The sequence below is a fragment of the Pseudomonas sp. GM79 genome (assembly GCF_000282495.1).
In the GTDB taxonomy this organism is placed as follows: Bacteria; Pseudomonadota; Gammaproteobacteria; order Pseudomonadales; family Pseudomonadaceae; genus Aquipseudomonas.
The window spans coordinates 15,104-31,777 of sequence record NZ_AKJE01000081.1; the positions used below are offsets into that span (position 1 = coordinate 15,104).

Annotated in this window: 12 protein-coding genes; 1 reads left to right on the forward strand and 11 read right to left on the reverse strand. The window is 59.9% G+C overall.

From position 1 onward, the window contains the following. Positions 1–176: 176 nt before the first annotated feature. The 9 genes from PMI36_RS0129790 to PMI36_RS07950 form a co-directional block, all read right to left on the reverse strand. Positions 177–1,709, reverse strand: coding sequence for a WG repeat-containing protein (locus tag PMI36_RS0129790; protein WP_238543591.1), 1,533 nt, complete (start codon positions 1,707–1,709; stop codon positions 177–179). A gap of 74 nt (positions 1,710–1,783) precedes the next feature. Further along, positions 1,784–2,317: a hypothetical protein gene (locus tag PMI36_RS32105; RefSeq protein WP_008073985.1), complete on the reverse strand. Its 534-nt coding sequence runs from the start codon at positions 2,315–2,317 to the stop codon at positions 1,784–1,786. A gap of 40 nt (positions 2,318–2,357) precedes the next feature. After that, a complete protein-coding gene (locus PMI36_RS07980) occupies positions 2,358–2,903 on the reverse strand; it encodes a L,D-transpeptidase family protein (protein WP_008073987.1) in 546 nt (181 codons plus the stop codon). A gap of 122 nt (positions 2,904–3,025) precedes the next feature. Continuing rightward, the gene (locus PMI36_RS07975) at positions 3,026–3,841 is read right to left on the reverse strand and encodes a YfaP family protein (protein ID WP_008073988.1); all 816 of its coding nucleotides are present in this window, start codon (positions 3,839–3,841) and stop codon (positions 3,026–3,028) included. Between the two features lie 3 nt (positions 3,842–3,844). Further along, a complete protein-coding gene (locus PMI36_RS07970; protein ID WP_008073989.1) occupies positions 3,845–5,464 on the reverse strand; it encodes a DUF2300 domain-containing protein in 1,620 nt (539 codons plus the stop codon). Between the two features lie 2 nt (positions 5,465–5,466). Beyond that, a complete protein-coding gene (locus PMI36_RS07965; RefSeq protein WP_008073990.1) occupies positions 5,467–10,041 on the reverse strand; it encodes an alpha-2-macroglobulin family protein in 4,575 nt (1,524 codons plus the stop codon). After that, positions 10,038–10,676 carry a DUF1175 domain-containing protein gene (locus PMI36_RS07960; RefSeq protein ID WP_008008411.1) on the reverse strand — a complete coding sequence of 213 codons (639 nt, stop codon included), beginning with the start codon at positions 10,674–10,676 and terminating at the stop codon, positions 10,038–10,040. The genes PMI36_RS07965 and PMI36_RS07960 overlap by 4 nt, the downstream gene beginning before the upstream one ends. Continuing rightward, positions 10,673–12,397, reverse strand: a complete 1,725-nt coding sequence (locus tag PMI36_RS07955; RefSeq protein WP_008073991.1) for a DUF2138 domain-containing protein — start codon at positions 12,395–12,397, stop codon at positions 10,673–10,675. Before PMI36_RS07955 ends, PMI36_RS07960 begins: the two co-directional genes overlap by 4 nt. Positions 12,398–12,432: 35 nt before the next feature. Further along, complete coding sequence (locus PMI36_RS07950; protein WP_008008415.1) at positions 12,433–13,224, reverse strand: YfaP family protein; 792 nt, start codon at positions 13,222–13,224, stop codon at positions 12,433–12,435. Between the two features lie 506 nt (positions 13,225–13,730). Here PMI36_RS07950 and PMI36_RS07945 point away from each other — a divergent pair. Then, a complete protein-coding gene (locus PMI36_RS07945) occupies positions 13,731–14,480 on the forward strand; it encodes an SDR family oxidoreductase (protein WP_008073994.1) in 750 nt (249 codons plus the stop codon). Between the two features lie 242 nt (positions 14,481–14,722). Here the strand turns inward: PMI36_RS07945 and PMI36_RS07940 are convergent, their stop codons facing one another. Together PMI36_RS07940 and PMI36_RS07935 are read right to left on the reverse strand one after the other, a co-directional pair. Then, positions 14,723–15,457: an SDR family oxidoreductase gene (locus PMI36_RS07940; protein ID WP_008073996.1), complete on the reverse strand. Its 735-nt coding sequence runs from the start codon at positions 15,455–15,457 to the stop codon at positions 14,723–14,725. Between the two features lie 185 nt (positions 15,458–15,642). Beyond that, positions 15,643–16,587 (reverse strand): helix-turn-helix domain-containing protein, encoded by a 945-nt coding sequence (locus PMI36_RS07935; protein ID WP_008073998.1) that lies wholly within the window; start codon positions 16,585–16,587, stop codon positions 15,643–15,645. Positions 16,588–16,674: the final 87 nt, after the last annotated feature.

A 16,674-nucleotide genomic window follows, 5' to 3' on the forward strand; every position in this document is an offset into this window, starting at 1 on the left:
ACAGTAGATCCAGTGTGGGAGCGGGCTTGCTCGCGAAGAGGCCCGCAAGAACACCCTCGAACAGGTGTTCAAGGCACTGCTGAGACTATTGCATTCACGGATAACTAAACCCCTTAACCAACGTGCCTGAGGTTGATCAGACGCAACTGCGTGTCGGTACTGTTCTTGAAGCCTTTTTATTCTTCATTCCGCACAAGATTGCCGTCGGCGTCATAGACCAGAGACTCGTCAGGATTGCTCGGATCATTCACGTAGTAACGGGCTTCGTTGCTGTTATCAGGGACTTTCAGGCTGGTGTAGGAACCGAGTTTCTTGACCTGTTTGTTGTTTTGACTGATCAACACCAGTCCACTACCACCGCCGGCCGGGACGGCGGCTGCGTAGCGGGTCTGGAAAGAGTTGATCCTGTTGTACTCCAGCGGAATCTGCAACGTGCCGGTCAGGTCGATGGCTCCATAGCTGTGATCACGCCCGACCACCGCCATGCCGTTGGAAAACGGCTCCACCTCGTCATACGGTAACTTGATGGGTAGCAGCGTCCCCTGGCGGTTGATAAAAGCAAATTTCTTACTTTTAGCGTCCCGCACCAGCAGTGGCTGCTCGCCGAAGAACCGACCTATCACGTTGTAACCCTGGAGGTTGATCCGTTTACCTTCCAGGTCGAAAACGTCCTGACGACTCCGATCGGCTGAGTGGGTGTAGAGGTAGCCACCGCTTTGCTCGATGTCAGAGAACTGTGGTGGCAGAATCTCCTTGCCGGCCAAGGTATAGGCGCCGTAGAGGCCTTCCATGGCATAGGTTTTTTTGCCAAGACGGGCGATGAACACGTTGCCGGTGACGGTGGGGTTGACGAACTTCATCGGCAACGTGAAACGGTGATTCCTGGCGTCGTAGAGCCCATAAGGTCCGTTGGTTTCACGCTCCACCAGCAGCAGGCCATCGTCCAGTGTCTGCGTTATGTTTTCGAACGGCAGGTAGACGAGTTTATTGCTAGCGGCGGGAAAATAGGCGAGTTGGCTGCGCAATTCCTGCATGTCAGATTGAGGGTCGCTGGATTTTTCTAGTGTGAACAACGTGTAGATATCCGCCACCACGCTATCGTGCAGCTCTACCCAACGTGGTTTGATCAACCACTGTCCGGCCTGATCGATGAAGCCGTAGTGATCGGTTTTCCGGTCGCGGGCGATGTAACGTGTCTGCTCTGCAAGAACGTTGTGTACCTCGTTGATAACGGCAGTATTGTCTTCCATCGGATCAAGCACATGAATGACGATACGTTGCGGCGTGGCCTCGAACTGGTAGTCGGCCTCGGTGTTTTTCAGCGGCCCCGCCTGAGTGGAAAGATTACTGACCAAATGCTCCAGCCGTTGTTGCACAGCCTGACTGGTCTTGAACCGATCGAGATCATCCTTGGTCTGCAGCAGGGCTTTGTAAAAGTCACGCATCGCCGCAATATCGCCGTCCGAGGGGAAGGAGCGGGTGTTGTTGCCATTGCTGTAAAGCGCCTTGCCCGAATCGGTCAAACCCTGCACCACGAAGGTCGACATTTTGGGCGTACTCAGCCACAGTGAGGCGCTTGCGTCACCAAGGGCAGTGAGCTGAAAATATTGGCCGTCGTCCAGGGTAACCTGCGGGTGATCCTTGTCCAGAACCACTTTTTTGAACGCCGGATAGCTGCGGTAAGCGATCGTCAGGCCGAGACTAGCCAAGGGCTTGTTGACCGATAGTGCGATGGGTTCACGGGACGACACACTATCGTGCGACTCAACCTTGGACTGCACCTTTATATCGGCGAAGACTTTCTCGCTGCCATCTCGAAACCGCAAACGCTGCGCACGGTACTATCCGGCGTGGCGGCGCGCTTCCAGAGAGGATCAAGGCTGCTGGTGTCAAACCTCACTTCGGAACCATCAGCAAACAGCGTCTGAACAAAACGCAGGTCCTGGACCGACGCCAGCGCAGTTTTCAATTGCGCACTGGTGAAAGGGACAAACAACTCCTCGTATTGCAACTTCTGCTCGTCGGCGGGCTTGGTTCCGTCAACTGTCAGGCTAAATTCCGAGTGAGTGACCAGCTCCAAAGCGCTGAGGGTTTCACCGGTGTCGTGGATCAAGTAGTTCAGACGCTTTTCCACGTCAGGCAGTGCCAGCGTGCCGATGTCCTCTACGCCGCCTTCGTTCATGTCCTCGGCGGTGAAGCTTTCACTTGTCGACGCACTGCTCTGGCGAAACAGGTAGTAGGACGTACAGCCCACCACTAACAGGGTCACGGTCAGTATCGACAACAATCTCAAACGAGGCGGGGTAAGGTTCATCATGGCTTCGGTAGTTAAAGGGCTGGAAAGTGCAGGCAGCGTCCTATCTGATTTCAATTGGCGTCCTGTCAGGCACCAACATCCAGATTTTTCGCATTTCGCTGTTAGTTACAGCAATGCAACCATCAGTCCAGTCCCACAGATGATGAAGCGGTTCAAGCCACGCCCATCCATTGGGTAGACCATGAATCATAATGTTACCGCCTGGCAAATACCCGTTATGACGAGCAGCGGCTTCGTCTGCCGGATTCGGATATGAAATGTGCAAGCTAAGGTACGCCATTGATTTTGGATTGCGCCAATCGATGAAATAACGTCCCTCAGGCGTTTTCTCATCCCCTTCTCGTTGCTTTGCGCCGTCATTCGCGGCCGCTCCAAGCGCTATGCGATATTCGGCCAATACCACACCCTCTCGCCACAGAAACATCCGCCTTTCTTGTTTATTGACGGTTATCAAATCAGCCTGTTTGTTTGGCTGATCAAGCTCCGGGGTTGGAGCAGGACCTCCGCCCAAGCGGCCCATGACTGCCGTATACCCAAATGCCGCTATTAGTAGAAACAGCCCAGAAAGAGCCAAGCGCTTTAGCATGTTCAATCCTTTCAAGAAACAGCGGTGGTCAGCCCGGTTATTGGTGCCCTTCTCTGCCTTTTGGATAAAAGACCGACTCAGAAAAAAGCTAAACTTGAATAACTCACAACTCAGTTATCTCCTCACGGATAACTAAACCCCTTAACCAACGTCAACTCCCCCACCGCCCGCATCGGCACCAGGAACGTCTCCATCTTCTCGTTCGGCGTCCCCTCCTCCGTAATCACCGTAATCTGCGCCGTGGTCAGGGGCTGAACAGCCTCTTCCTGCCCCTCCTCATCACTGCGATACCCGCCACCGTAGTAGTTCACGTACACCAGGTATTGCCCCTTGATCGGCGCTGGCATGGCGAAGATTTCCGGGCCGTAGCCGGTGGTGACGTCGACGTCGAGTGCGCCGCCGTTGGCTGCGACGCGGTCGCCGTACCAGATGTGGCCACCGTCAGGCGTGACGAGGTGCAGGTCGAGGTCGGTGCCATCGCTGTCCCAGGCCAGCAGCACTCGCAACTTGGCCGGGGTGGCGCCGCCGCTGGTGTTGAGGAACTGCGTGCGGTGGCGTTGTTGGCCATCGGGGCTGCGGACTTCAACGCTGTTGCTGCCGTTGGGGAATGAGAACGGGCGATCATAGCGGCCGGTGGGGTCGAGCTTCAGCGGCATGCTGACGCCGTTGACGATCAGCTTGCCGGGCTCATTGCCCTTGGGCGTGGATTTGATTTGGCCGGTAATGCGAGCGGTATTGGCCTGCCCCACCGGTGTGTTGACCGAGGACGCCGGGTAATTAACCGTCTGACGAAAGTTTTCGCCTTCGCCTTCGGGTGCGCCTGTGCGCCAGCCGCCGACGGGCGTGTCGAGTTTGACCGCGCTATCGGTGGCGAACGTGGTCGGCCATACGCAAAAGGAACAAAGGAACAGGAGGACCTGTGGGTAACGGAGTTTCATGGCCTAATCCAGCAAGAGGTGGCGGGCGAGCCCTTCGATGTAGGTTTCATCCTGGCCGTTGGGGTGTGCTTCGAAGGCCAGGTGCAGGTATTCGTGGGTCAGGTCGAGGCGGTCTTGCAGCGACAGCACGCCGCGCACGTAAATGCGCTGGCGTTCGCGATCGACAAAAGGACGGCCGAAGGCCAGGCGGCAGACGGCGAAGGTGTTGACTTCGTTGTAGCCAACCTCGCTTTCCAGCCGTGGTCGCCAACCGCGGCGTTGTTTTTGCAGCCAGTCTTGCGCGGCGGGCAATGCATCGCAGGAAGCCACTGGATTGTCCCAGCGGCTGAGGCTGGCGCGTGGGTAAGCGTGCAGCAGGATGGCGTCATAGCGTTGACCGGCATTGGCCTGTTCGACGGCTTGCTGCCAGGAGAGCTTGTCCGGCCCCGGTTGGTCGGAGTGATAGGTGACGTCGCTGCCGGCCAGGACCAGGTCGCTGGTCCACGCGGCGATGTTGCGTGATTCGGTCGCGGCCGGGCGTGGGGCGACGCGCTGTCGGCTGCTGCTGTCTTCGATGCTCAGGCAGTCGCCGTTGCGCGTGGCGTTTTGCAGCAGGTAGGTGCGGATCGCGACGCTCAGGGCTTTGGCGGCTTCGGCGGGTTCCGGTCTGGCTTCGCGCTGCAGGACGCGGGCGACGTATTCTTCGCGGTCCAGACGGGCGACGAGTGTGTCTTTGAGCAGGAACAACTCACCGTCGCTATGGATATCGAGTTGATTGCCGTTGGCGAACTCGACGCGATAGTCGCCTTGCAAGGGCCCGGGCGCTAACACGCGATCTCCCGCCAGCACGCGTTTCAGCGGATAACGTGCGAACAGGCTGACCTCGACGCACTTCCCCGCCTCCGCCGGCCATGACGAAGGCAACACCGTCGCCAGTGCCTGACCGTAATTGCGCAAGACCATTTGACTGGTGCCGCGCCCACCGGCCCAGATCGGCGTGCCGTCTGCCGTCCAGCCAGCGAACCCGCCCTGGCGTGACGAAGGATCCTGATCCCCCAGCCAGCTCCAGGTTTTCACCCGCAACCGGCCGCCAAGCTCACCGACGACATTGCCATCAGCAGCATTCAGCACCACATCAAGCAACACTCGCCGCGCCTGATCCTGCGCCGGCATCACGGCCAAGACCTTCAGCAACTCAGCCACCGAAACCCGGGTCTGCGGTTGCAACGACGGCAAGTCCAACAGCCACTTCGGCGCTTGTCTCGCCTGCCAATAATCGCGCCATTCAGCGCCAGCAATGCCCAGCCGTGCAGGCTCAAAGTACAACCCGCAAGACTTCACCAACGCCTGATCGCGCTCAATCCTGCCGCCCGCCGTGCAGCAATACACTTCTTCCTTCGATTGCCCGCGACATTCATAAGCCGGTTCCCGTGCGCCGGTGTCCACCAGCCAGCCGTAGACAAACAGCTTCCACAAGCTGCCCAGAGGGGTTTGCAGATCAGCAGGCAATGGCTGACGCGAGATCACCTGAGTCTGGCTCAACGAAAGCAATTCATCCTTGAAGCCCAGTCGCAACGGTTCGTCCTGCGCTGTCGCCAGCGCAGGCATCAAACACAACAACCACCAGACCAGACGCCGGGTCATCGTCAGTGAACCGTGACCTGGCCGAGCGCCGGTTTCTGTTCCTGAGCCTGATGCTGTGGCGCATAGACCTGGGTGAAACGCACCGGCGGCAGGTTGAACTGACCCTTTTGCGAGAAACGCACCAGATGACGCAGGCGCAATTCACCGCTCAAGGCATCCACCGGGATCGCGTAGGCCATTTGCCCCGGTTCGAAGCGGGCTTTCTCCAGCGAAGTCGGCTCGGTGCCTGCCTTACCCATCAGCTTGATGCCCCACGTGGTGCGCTCGACGTCCGCACCCGGTGGCAGCGGCACTTCGAGCATGCCGTAGCGCAGCGGTTTTGCGGCTTTGCTGGTGATGATCACTTCGTCCAGGTACAGGCTGTCGCTGGACAACGGTTTGGTGCCGACGGCTTCGAGTTTGAATTCGAACGCTTCGTCACCCGGCACCAGACGCGACAGACGACGAGTGATGGTCACGGCCATCGGGTCCACCGGCGGTTGCTTGCTCTGGAAGCTCAACGCAGCACGAAGCGGACGTTCTTGCGTCCCGCTCAGCGACAACGTTGCAGGCACGGTTGCAGCCCCCTGCCACGTCCAATACATCTCACCGGTATCACCGTACTTTTTCTTCCAGCCTTCGCCCGGTGCCAGTGCGATGGTAGGTGAAGCCTGTTCGATGCTGCGTTGCAGCCAGGTCAGCGCCAAGGCGCGTTCCAGGGTCGATTGCTGTGGCAACAGGCGTTGCAACAGCGCTTGCGCGTGAGCCTGATCAAAGGCTTGCAGCGACAGGTTCAAGGCTTCGACAAATGGCTGGGAACTGGCGGCCACTTGTTGTTGCGCAGCGTCCAGTTGACGATTGAACGCCTCCGGCAGATTGACCTTGGCCTGACGCGCCAACGATGCGGTCAACAGCCGAGCACTGGCCAGCCCCAATGCCGAGTCCGGATCGTTCATGACCAGGCTCTCTTCGCCGTCGTCCATCACGCTCGCCCCATGACCCTCGCCGGCTTTCACCAAATCGTCGATCAAACCGCTGAGCAGCGTGTTCACCGGCAATTGCATCTGCTTGGCAAACGACAGAATCAGTGCCCGCTGCAACAGCGGCGTGTTCTGCGACTGCTTGGCGTACACCTCCAGCACCCGCTGCCAATGCTCCGGCGGCAGGTTCAGTTCCAGCGCTTTGCTGGCGTGCCAGTCGGCGTAATAGGCATAGGCGGTGAGGAACGCATCCGGCTCACCGTCAAAGCCCCACCAGGTGAAGCTCGCCGACGGGCCGGCCATTTGTACCAGCCGCAGGCGGCTGTTCTGCATGATCAAACGCAAGCGATCGCGGATCTGCGGGTTCGACGATAAGGTCGGATAAGCGATGCTCAATGGCAGCAAACGGCTGGCGGTCTGTTCAACGCCGCCATACGGATAGCTCAGCAGATCATCGAGGGCCGAACGGAACAGCGCTTGCGGGCTGTCATCCAGACGCAGGCGAATATCCGTGGCGTCCGCGGGCAAGGTCAACGGCGTATCACCGCTGGCCACGTCCAGGCTTTGGCTTTGAGTCACCTGCCAGCCTTCGCCGGTCGCGGTCAGGCGCACGGCCAGGGCATCAGCGGTTTTGCCGTCCTGCACCAGCTCGGCGGTCCACTCGCCATTGGCCACTGTGAACGCGGGCAAGGCGATGTAGTTGATGCCGTTGTTCAACGTGACCGGCACCCGTTGCTCGGCGCCCGCGTAATGAATCACCAGCTCAGCCTTGACCGGCTTCTCGGCCTGGCTGAAAGCGAACACACCGAGGTCCGGTTTGTCGCTGTTGCGGAACTTGGTCGGGCCGCTCCACTTCAGGTACAGCGGTTTTTCCGAGCGCACGAACTGCTTCTTCTGCCCGACCTGGCCGTCATCGGCAATGGCCCGGGCGGTGATGCGCCAGCGGGTCAGCGAGTCCGGCATTTTGAAGGTGAAGCGGGTTTTGCCATTCGCATCGGTGATCAATTCAGGCTGCCACGCGGCGGTGTCGACGTCTTCGCGACGCGGCCGCTCCAGCACTTTCACGCCACGTTCGCTGCGGTTGGCTTTGCCCGGCGCGCCTGGGCTGCCCGGCAATGCCACGTCGTAGCTGATGAACGACAAACTGGCGCTGGTGCGCACGTTGTTGCGGCGTGGGTGGTAGAAGAACTGGTCGATGGTCGGCGCGACTTCCGGTTGCAGGGCGTAGACCATCTCGTCCACGACACTGACCGTCAGGTGCGCCGGAATGGCTTTGCCGGCGAACTGCGTAGCGAGATCGACGGTAACCGTATCCCCTGGTTGATACGCCTCTTTGTCGGTGGTGATCGCCACATCGATTTGCGGCGCGATCACCTTGATCCCGGCGTTCTGGAAGCTGTATTGGCCACCCTTGGTGTAAAGAACCGAGAACGTCAGGTTCGGCGCGAAGGTGTCCTTCACCAGGATGCGCGCGCGGTACTGGGTGTCGCTGATTTTTTCCATCTTCAGCCAATCGCTGCCCTTGGACAGCAGCGCCGTGGCCTCGACCTTGTCGCGTTCCAGCGACAACAGCGCATCGATAATCGGCTCGGGGAAAGTGATCAACGCGAGGGCTTCGTCGCCGGCCTTGTACTCGGGTTTATCGAGGACGATTTCCACGGTGCCGGGCACGGCTTTAACGCCATCGCCGGTGACCGAATGACCGGTCGCGCCAAGCACGCGGCCATGATCATCTTTCAGCGTCAGGTTGTAAGTGCCCGGACGGTCGAAGGCCAGGGTGAAGCCTTTATCTTTGGCGGTGAGTTTACCTTCGCCAGTGGTTTGATCCTCCAGTCGCACCCAGCTGTAGCTGCTCGGGTTGACCGCTTTGCTCTGCTCGCTGCCACCTTCGTTGGCATAGTTGAAGGCAACCTTACCGCCCACCGCGCTGAACCGCTGCGGCGCGCTCAGGCGGAAACTCGCGGCACCGCGATCGATGAGGATTTCCTTGGTGGTCTTGACCCGATACGCCGCGCCATCGCTGGCGAACACGGTGAGCATGTAGCGGCTCGGTTTCTCGGCGGCCGGCAGGTCGAGGCTGGCGTTGCCCTTGGCGTCGGTGGTCAGTTCGGCGCTGGTCAGCTCCACCGGGAATTGCCCGAGGTATTGCAGCTCGTTGTCGACCATCGACAATTGCTGGGCGCGCAGGCTCAGGCTCAACTTGGCGTTGGCCACCGGTTTGCCGTCCGGGTACAACAGCACCAGACTGCCCTTCACCGGTTCGCCGGTGCGGTAATCCTGCTTGGCCAGGTTCATGGATATTTCGAAGTGCGGCTTGATGTATTCGGCAACACGGAAGGCGCTGCTGTAGGCCTGATCCTTGTAGCTGAAACGCAGCTCATAGCCGCCAGCCACGGCGTTGTCCGGCAACTGGAAACGGCCCTGAGTACCGGCCTTGGAATCAAGCTTCAGCGCCAACGATTGCAGCGCCGTGCCCGTGGCATCGAGCACGGTGACATTGACGTCGGCAGCGGTCGGTGTCACGGAATCCCGCGCATTCTTGAACTCGCGACCGACGATTTTCAGCGACACCCAATCCCCCGGCCGATATAGAGGCCGGTCGGTGAACGCATAGAGTTTGGTGTCGTAGATTTCGCTGTCGTAATAGAAGTTCTCGGAGACGAACACCCCGCCCTCTTCGTCCTCGCCGATCACGAACGAACGCTCCGGGCTGACGTGCTTCAGGCGCAGCAAGCCGTCGGCATCAGTCGCGCCGCTGCTCATCACGCCCAGGCCGTCGGTCCACAGCACATTCACTTTTGGCACCGAACTGCCTTCGTGTTTGCGCGCGGCCCACACCAGCAATTCATCGCCAGCAATCTTGCTCACGGCCACGGTGTTGGAAACGAAAACCATGGTGGTCGCGCGGTATTTGCCGACCAGTGCTTCCACCAGATACAGGCCCGGCTTCAGGTTGCCCAACGGGATGTACACATTGCCCGGCGAGACACTGACGAACTCGCTGGAAGAACCGGCCAGGTTCACGCCTTCAGGCGGCTGGATCGGTTTGGCTTGCCACAGCGGATAACGGAATTGGCTGACCACCGGCAGGCCCGGAATCAACGCGAATTGTGGCTGTGCGTCGTAAGGCGTTGGCGCGGCGATGGCGGTGCCCATCTTCAGTTCCGGCACTTCCTCGGTGACTTGTTTACGCGACTCGTAGGAAAACGCCCGTTGCATCACCCGACGGGATTTGCGGTACCAGTTGTCCCACAGGTACGCGAGGGTGTTCGACAGGCCTTCGCCCTTGAACTGGCCGTCACTGACCACGCGGTGCAGGTTCTTCTGGCGCTTGAGGAAATCCAGCGGCTTGTCGATGCGATACACGCGAATGTCCGCACCGCCGTAAGGTTCCATGCGGAACCGGCGGTAATCGCGGCCCGGCGCTTCGAGGCGAACCATCGCCTGTTCGTCGCTGGCGAAACTGCTGTCGGCCAGCAGGAAAAAGCTTTCACCGGCCACCGGCGTGTAGCCGCTTGGCTCGACGGTGTCTTCGGCGTTGACCGTGGCTAAAGGCGCCAGAAGGGCCAGCAGCAATGGAATTCGAGAGCAAATGCGCAGCATGCGGGCACCGATCATTGGGAGAGGAAGTTCAGTCGATAGACGCCGATGAAGTTGGGGTTGGCTGCGTCGGGTATCCATCGGGTGTCCTTCCATGTCATGAGTTGTTGCAGGCTTGCGGAGCGCATGCCGTTGTCAGTGGGGGTAGTAGTGCCGGTGTGATAGGCGATGAAGCGGCCCATCCAGATCATCAGGTGCTGGTCGTCGCCCTGATCGAAAAACATCAGGTCGCCGGGCCGGGCCTGGGCCACATCGCGACCGACCAGATGACTGTTGAACTGAATCAGTTTGATCGCGTTGACGTAAGGCCCGACCTTGCCACCGCCCTGCTGCCATTGCTGGGCGAGGCCGCGTTGGGCGTCGCTCAGTTGCAGTTCGGGCGGCAGGTAGCGATTGGACAAGCCATTGCTGCGCAGCCATTTATCGTCATGGACTTTCAGCGCTTCGTTGGCGGCAAACCGCACCAGCCCGGCGCAGTCCTGCTGATACCAGCGCGGGCTCGGGCCTTGGGTCAGTTGTTCCTGGGCGATGCGCACGAACCAGGCGCGGAATACCTGGGATTGCTGCGGGTCGAGCGCCGGGGCTTCGCTGGCAAAGGTGCGAGTCCCCAGCAACAACGCCAGCAGGCCGAGGCCTCGGATGAGTGCGGTCACAGGGCTTTCCACTCCAGCGGCAGCCACTGCCAGTGACCGTCGGGCTCGCTGCCTTTAGGCAAGGTCAGGGCATATTTGCCATAGCCGCCGAGGGTGCGCAGTTTCGGGATCAGGTAGGTTTGCGCGGCGTTGTAGAACACCGGCTCCATGTCTTGCGGCAGGCTGTCGAGAGTTTCCTGTTGCATCAGTTGCGCCATGGAGTCCGGGCCGAAATAGATCGGCATCAGCAGGTCTTTCGGCACGACGTCAGCCATGGGCGGGAAGCGTTTGTCGAGGGTGCCAAGGGCTTTGTCGACCAGTTTGTCGTCAAGGGAGAACAGCAGCGTCGAACCGTGGCGCGCCAGGCTTACGCGCATAAAGGCTTTGCCGGTGATCGCGTCCGGTTGCTCGGCATCCTTGGCTTTATAGGGACCGAAGTTGGAGCTGACCTGGCGCTGCCACTGGTGGGTCTGGCCTTCCTGTTTCTCGACCACCGGGAACGCGTGCTCGGCGACGTTGCCCTCGTAGGCGCCGACCATCGAGCCGAACAGGTTGCCCAGGTCGCCGTCGAGTTTGGCACTGTCATCGTCATTCAGGCTGGCCACCAGCAGCGGCGTGTACAGCCGCGAATCGGCGTACCAGCACAGGCCGGCGGCACCGGCCATGTGTTCGGTCAGGGCTTGGGCCACGGCGTCGTCGGCGCCGAGTTTCACCAGCAGCGGTTTCTGTTGCTCGGCGGCCAGCGGCAAGGTCACGCAGGCACTGGCGCCCATCGGCATGGCCTGCCAGATCGGTTTGAAGTCGAAGTCTGGCTGGTTTTCCAGTTCGTCCATGGCGAGGAAGCTGTGCCAGCCCTTCTCGTCCATGTCGAAACGCAGGCCGGCGAAATTCGGGATGAAGCGCTGGTAACCCATGGCAAGGACGCTGGAGTTGACCGAGAGGCGTTGCTTCACTTCAGGCGCGCGGGGTTGCAGGCCGAAGGCTTCGGGGAACAGTTTCTGGCCGCTGAGCAGTGCTTCCAGCGATTCGGTCGAGACCATGCCGGGTTCTTCGACTGGACCGTGGCCGGCTTCATAAAGCTTGGCCGGGTTGGACAGCACCACCAGTTTGTCGCCATGAGAGGCGAACAGCAGCGCTTTGCTGTTGTTGTAGGTGAGTTGATAAAGCGGCACCACATCGCCGGCGACCTTGATTTCAGCCAGCTTGCTCAGCTGCGTATCATCCAGCGCCACTTTCGCCAGCGGCTCCAGCACCTTGGCCAGCCCGCCGCGATCCATCACCAACAGGAAATCCTTCAGACGCCCATCCGCACCGCGCCACAGCGCCACGTCCGCCGGTTGATCGAACAGCTGCTCGATCAGGCTGTCCTGCAACTTCAGGTCATGCTCGTAAATGATCCGCCGCAGACTGCCGATCAAACCGAGGCGGTCGGCGTGGGCTTGGTAATAGAAGACGAAATCTTCGGTCAGGGTTTCCTTGAGAAACGGCACCGCCAGCAGATCCTTTGGCAGCTGGCTCAGGGAGTGGGTTTCGAGCAGACCGTCCGGCCGGCCCATGCCCAGTTTGTCACTGGCCAGTTCCGCAGGCGGAGCCTTGGGTTTGTTCAGGAACCACCCCAACCCGCCCGCCACGCCGGCCACCAGGCATAGCCCGATCACCACTGCCGGCCAGCGACGGGACGTGTTGGCCACAGGTGCGGCAGCGGCCGGGGAAGCGGCCGGTAAAATAGTGTTATCACTCATGTTCACAAACCCAATTCATCCGTGGTGCGGGATGTTTAATAGTTGAAAGTCTTGACCAGCAGCAGGTCGCCGATCGCTCGCAAAGGCACGATGAAGGTCTCGCGTTTTTCGTCGACGGTGTTTTCGTTGAGCACCAGATTGATTTGCGAGGTGATCACCTCGTTCTGGTTGCTGGTCTCATCGAAGTTATAGCCGCCGCTGCCGAAGTTGCCCCAATAGTTCACGTAAACCAGATAAGTGCCATGCATCGGCGCGGTCATGGTGAACATTTCCGGACCGGGACCATCGACCCCGTCCGGGTCCAGGCCGCCGCCATTGCTCATTGCCGGGCGAGCCCAGAACGCATGCTGGCCGTCGGGGGTAATGATGTGCAGGTCGAGTTCGGCCTTGGGATCGTCCCAACCCAGCACCACGCGAATTCGTGCCGGCGTGCGCAGGTTGTTGGCTTCGTAGAATTGAACGCGCTTGAGCGACTTGCCCTCGGAACTGCGCACTTCGACGCTGTTGGAGCCGGCGCCGAACGCATACGGCCGGGCAAAACGCCCTTGGTCGTCGGTGTATAGATTCAGGGGATTGCCGTTGACCGCCAGGCTATGGGGCGGACGCAACGTGCCGAGAGCCTTGAGCTGGCCTTCGATCATCGTGCGATTGCGCTGCACGCCCCGGTCGATGGGCGGCGTGGGATAGGCGACTCGAGGGTTTTCACTACGGTCCAGCAGGCCGTGATAGCGCCAGCCGCCCACCGGTTCCGACAACTCGGCCGTGGGCTCGGCCCATGCCACCTGGGCGCAGACCAGCGTGATCAGCAGTGAAAGAACACAACGCATGTAACGCCTCCTGCCATGCATAACGAAGCCTTGCGCCCAATCCTCGGCGCGTTATTTGAACTGACTGCTGGGAAGGCGCTTGAGTAACCTCAAACAAGCCTTCGAACTTCAAAACATGATGGGTGCAGATGCCCAATGCCAGTCAGTCAAGCGCAATCCATGTGGGAGCGGGCTTGCTCGCGAAGACGGCGGCACAGTCAACATTGATGTCGCCTGATACACCGCTTTCGCGAGCAAGCCCGCTCCCACAGATCCCGCGCCTTGACTGACTGGCATTGGGGCAGAGGCTGGCAATATAACATTCCCGCCAATCTGTTTTTCCGGTCTTTTTGTGCGCATCTCTGCATTTTTTCAAGTTGACCCGATCGTCGTCTGAGCGAACCACCTATCGGACAACACCAAGCAGTTCCATTGCGGGTCTTTAATGGTTGCAGGATTCAACGTCAGCCCCTCGATCTGTCCACCAACACGATACTCAGGACTGACATCGCATCAGGAGACTCGTCATGAAAATCGTCGTCATTGGCGGTACCGGGCTGATCGGCAGACACCTGTGCAAAAACCTGCAAGACCTGGGGCATGAAACCCTGGCCGCATCACCGAGCACCGGCGTCAACGCCCTCACCGGCGAAGGACTGCAAACCGCCTTGCAAGGCGCCGACGTGGTGGTCGACGTAGCCAACTCGCCCTCCTTCGAAGACGCTGCCGTACTCGAATTCTTCGAAACCAGCGGGCGTAACCTGCTCGCCGCCGAGAAAACCGCCGGCGTCAAACACCATATCGCCCTGTCGGTGGTGGGCACCGAGCGCATGCTAGACAGCGGTTACTTCCGGGCGAAAATGGCCCAGGAAACACTCATCAAGGACTCAGGCGTTCCTTACACAATTCTGCGGGCCACGCAGTTTTTCGAGTTCATCGGGGCGATTTCGCACTCGGGCGCTCAGGACGGCGACACCGTCCGCCTGACCTCCGCCGAGCTACAACCGATTGCCGCGGTCGATGTCGCGATGGCGTTGGCGAAGGTCGCCGTGCAAGCACCGAGCAATCAAACCCTGGAAGTGGCCGGGCCAGAGCGCTGGCCGCTGGTGGAATTCGTGCGCCTGTTTTTGCAACACACCCACGACCCGCGCCAGACCCAAGCGGACGACACGGTCCCCTACTTCGGCGCGCCCATCGATGACCATTCGCTCACGCCGGGAGAGCACCCCATCATCGGGCCGACGCGCTTCGAGACCTGGCTCAAGAGCAGCGTTTGATACTCAAATGGGTAATTGCACAGACTTGCCCACCCATTTGCATTCGACCTGACCAGTCATTTGCATCGGAATTGACCATCACGCTTCGTGACCATGACCGGCAGAGAACGGCCCAAAGCTGCCGGTCAGCAGAGGCAGAAACCGGCCATTAGCTGTCATTCCTGATGTGCAACAATCGGACGAGAGCAGACGCTCATCGACGACTGCCTCCGAACCAAGGTACGCCTTTCGCCCAAGACTCCTCAGTGTGGGCTGGCGGTCGGACGAACCACAATCTCACTCACATCCACATCGTCAGGCTGCTCGATGGCATAGGCGAGCGCTCGCGCAATGGCGTCGGCGTTGAGCGCCACCCGCCGGAAAGCCTTCATTTCCTCGCGGGCCACCTCATCGGAAATCGTATCGGCCAGTTCAGACTCGACAACGCCCGGGCACACCACGGTGACACGGATCTTGTCCGTTTCCTGGCGCAGACCATCCGAGATAGCCCTGACCGCAAATTTGGTCGCGCAGTACACCGCGGCTGTCGGAGAAACCGCGAGGCCGCCGATTGAGGAGATATTGATGACCTGGCCGAAACCTTGCGCCTCCATGTCCGGCAAGACGGCTGCAATACCGTGCAGCACTCCGCGGACGTTGACATCGAGCATCTGGTTCCACTCATTGACCTTCAACGAAGTCAAAGGAGACAGGGGCATCACGCCTGCGTTGTTGATGATCACATCGACCTTGCCATGTTGCGTCTTGGCGAATGCCACGAATGCGTGCATGGATTGCAGATCCGTAACGTCCAGTGCGCAGGCACTTGCTGAGCCACCTTCGGCGTGGATCTCGCTGACAAGTTTGTCCAGGCGTTCGGTACGGCGGGCGCCGAGTACCACATGGGCACCTTTGGCGGCGATCAATCTGGCCGCCGCTTCGCCAATACCACTGCTTGCACCGGTAATCAGGACGACTTTGTTTTGAATGTTCGACATATCCGTAGCTCCTGCTGTCTGCATTGAAGTTCAGCACCGACCGTTGAAGACGCGGGCGTTGCTGCGGGGTACGTCGAAAAGATTAAAGGCACAGGCCTGCTCGACGCGTGCCGAAACCTGCGCAACTTTTGCCTATTCGTGTCTGTGAGCATCAAGCGCTCGCAAAAGGCGTGAAGCGACGTCAGTTACGCCCCACGGAACTCGCTGGGCGTTACGCCCATCTCGCGACGAAATACCTGGGAGAAGTGACTGGGGCTGGAGTAGCCGACCTCCAGCCCGACGTCGATGACGCTAAGCCGGGTCTCCAGCAACAAGTGCCGTGCACGAACCATGCGCAAGCGAATGAAGTACTGCGACGGCGAAAGCCCCGTCGCACGCTTGAACAGGCGGCTGAAGTGGTACTCGCTCAGCTCGGCAAGCCTGGCCAACTTTGCCAGGCTGAACTCAGCGCCCAGATCCGCACTCATGGCGTCAGTGACTTTGCGCAGCTTGTAGGCTTGCAAGGCGTTGACCCGACGCCCAGGCTGGTTTTCGGCGAGATAGCTGCGCACCAGGTGTACGACCAGCGCCTGTGCCAGAGACCGGACGAACAGAGCACTGGGCGAGCGCTCCACGACCAGTTCGGTGCGCAGCTGCTCCATGACAAACGTGACGCGCCCGTCCTGTGCCCCGGAAACATCGCGAAATCGAACTGCCCTGGCATGCTCACCCAACAGCTCCCGTGACGCTTGCTCGATCAGCGGTAATCCCAGATAAAGATGCATGACTTCGAAGGTATCGCCTCCATGGGTCTGCCAGCGCATTTCATACGGCTCATCAGAACTGGTGAGGAAAAAATCGCCGGCACTGACCTCTGCCGCCTCCCACTCCCCACCCGGCACGCGCTCCTCCACCCTGGCCGCCCCCGCCAGAACCAGGACAAGCAGCGGTTCCACCACCGCAGGCACGAGAATGGGCTCAATGACGCTGCGATGGGTAAACAGCTGAATCACAATATCCTTGATTTCCAGGCCCGGTGGAAACGCCTGCGGCTGGCCTGGCAGGTATTCACGCATCGACTCACCGGTGATGCGCAAATCCCGAGAGGATGTCGACATCTGTTCCTGGGACGTGCGCCCGGTATTTGCCATGAACTCGTCCTTTTCATATTCCGCTGTGCAAAGCCAGACAGGTCTCCAGACGCTTGCCCGAACTCCGCACCATGGAGACCGGATCGA

What these genes read in the sequence shown, in the direction of transcription:
- PMI36_RS32105 (WP_008073985.1), bottom strand. Translation starts at nt 2,317, where the DNA reads ATGATGAACCTTACCCCGCCTCGTTTGAGATTGTTGTCGATACTGACC.
- PMI36_RS07980 (WP_008073987.1), bottom strand. Translation starts at nt 2,903, where the DNA reads ATGCTAAAGCGCTTGGCTCTTTCTGGGCTGTTTCTACTAATAGCGGCA.
- PMI36_RS07975 (WP_008073988.1), bottom strand. Translation starts at nt 3,841, where the DNA reads ATGAAACTCCGTTACCCACAGGTCCTCCTGTTCCTTTGTTCCTTTTGC.
- PMI36_RS07970 (WP_008073989.1), bottom strand. Translation starts at nt 5,464, where the DNA reads ATGACCCGGCGTCTGGTCTGGTGGTTGTTGTGTTTGATGCCTGCGCTG.
- PMI36_RS07965 (WP_008073990.1), bottom strand. Translation starts at nt 10,041, where the DNA reads ATGATCGGTGCCCGCATGCTGCGCATTTGCTCTCGAATTCCATTGCTG.
- PMI36_RS07955 (WP_008073991.1), bottom strand. Translation starts at nt 12,397, where the DNA reads ATGAGTGATAACACTATTTTACCGGCCGCTTCCCCGGCCGCTGCCGCA.
- PMI36_RS07950 (WP_008008415.1), bottom strand. Translation starts at nt 13,224, where the DNA reads ATGCGTTGTGTTCTTTCACTGCTGATCACGCTGGTCTGCGCCCAGGTG.
- PMI36_RS07945 (WP_008073994.1), top strand. Translation starts at nt 13,731, where the DNA reads ATGAAAATCGTCGTCATTGGCGGTACCGGGCTGATCGGCAGACACCTG.
- PMI36_RS07940 (WP_008073996.1), bottom strand. Translation starts at nt 15,457, where the DNA reads ATGTCGAACATTCAAAACAAAGTCGTCCTGATTACCGGTGCAAGCAGT.
- PMI36_RS07935 (WP_008073998.1), bottom strand. Translation starts at nt 16,587, where the DNA reads ATGGCAAATACCGGGCGCACGTCCCAGGAACAGATGTCGACATCCTCT.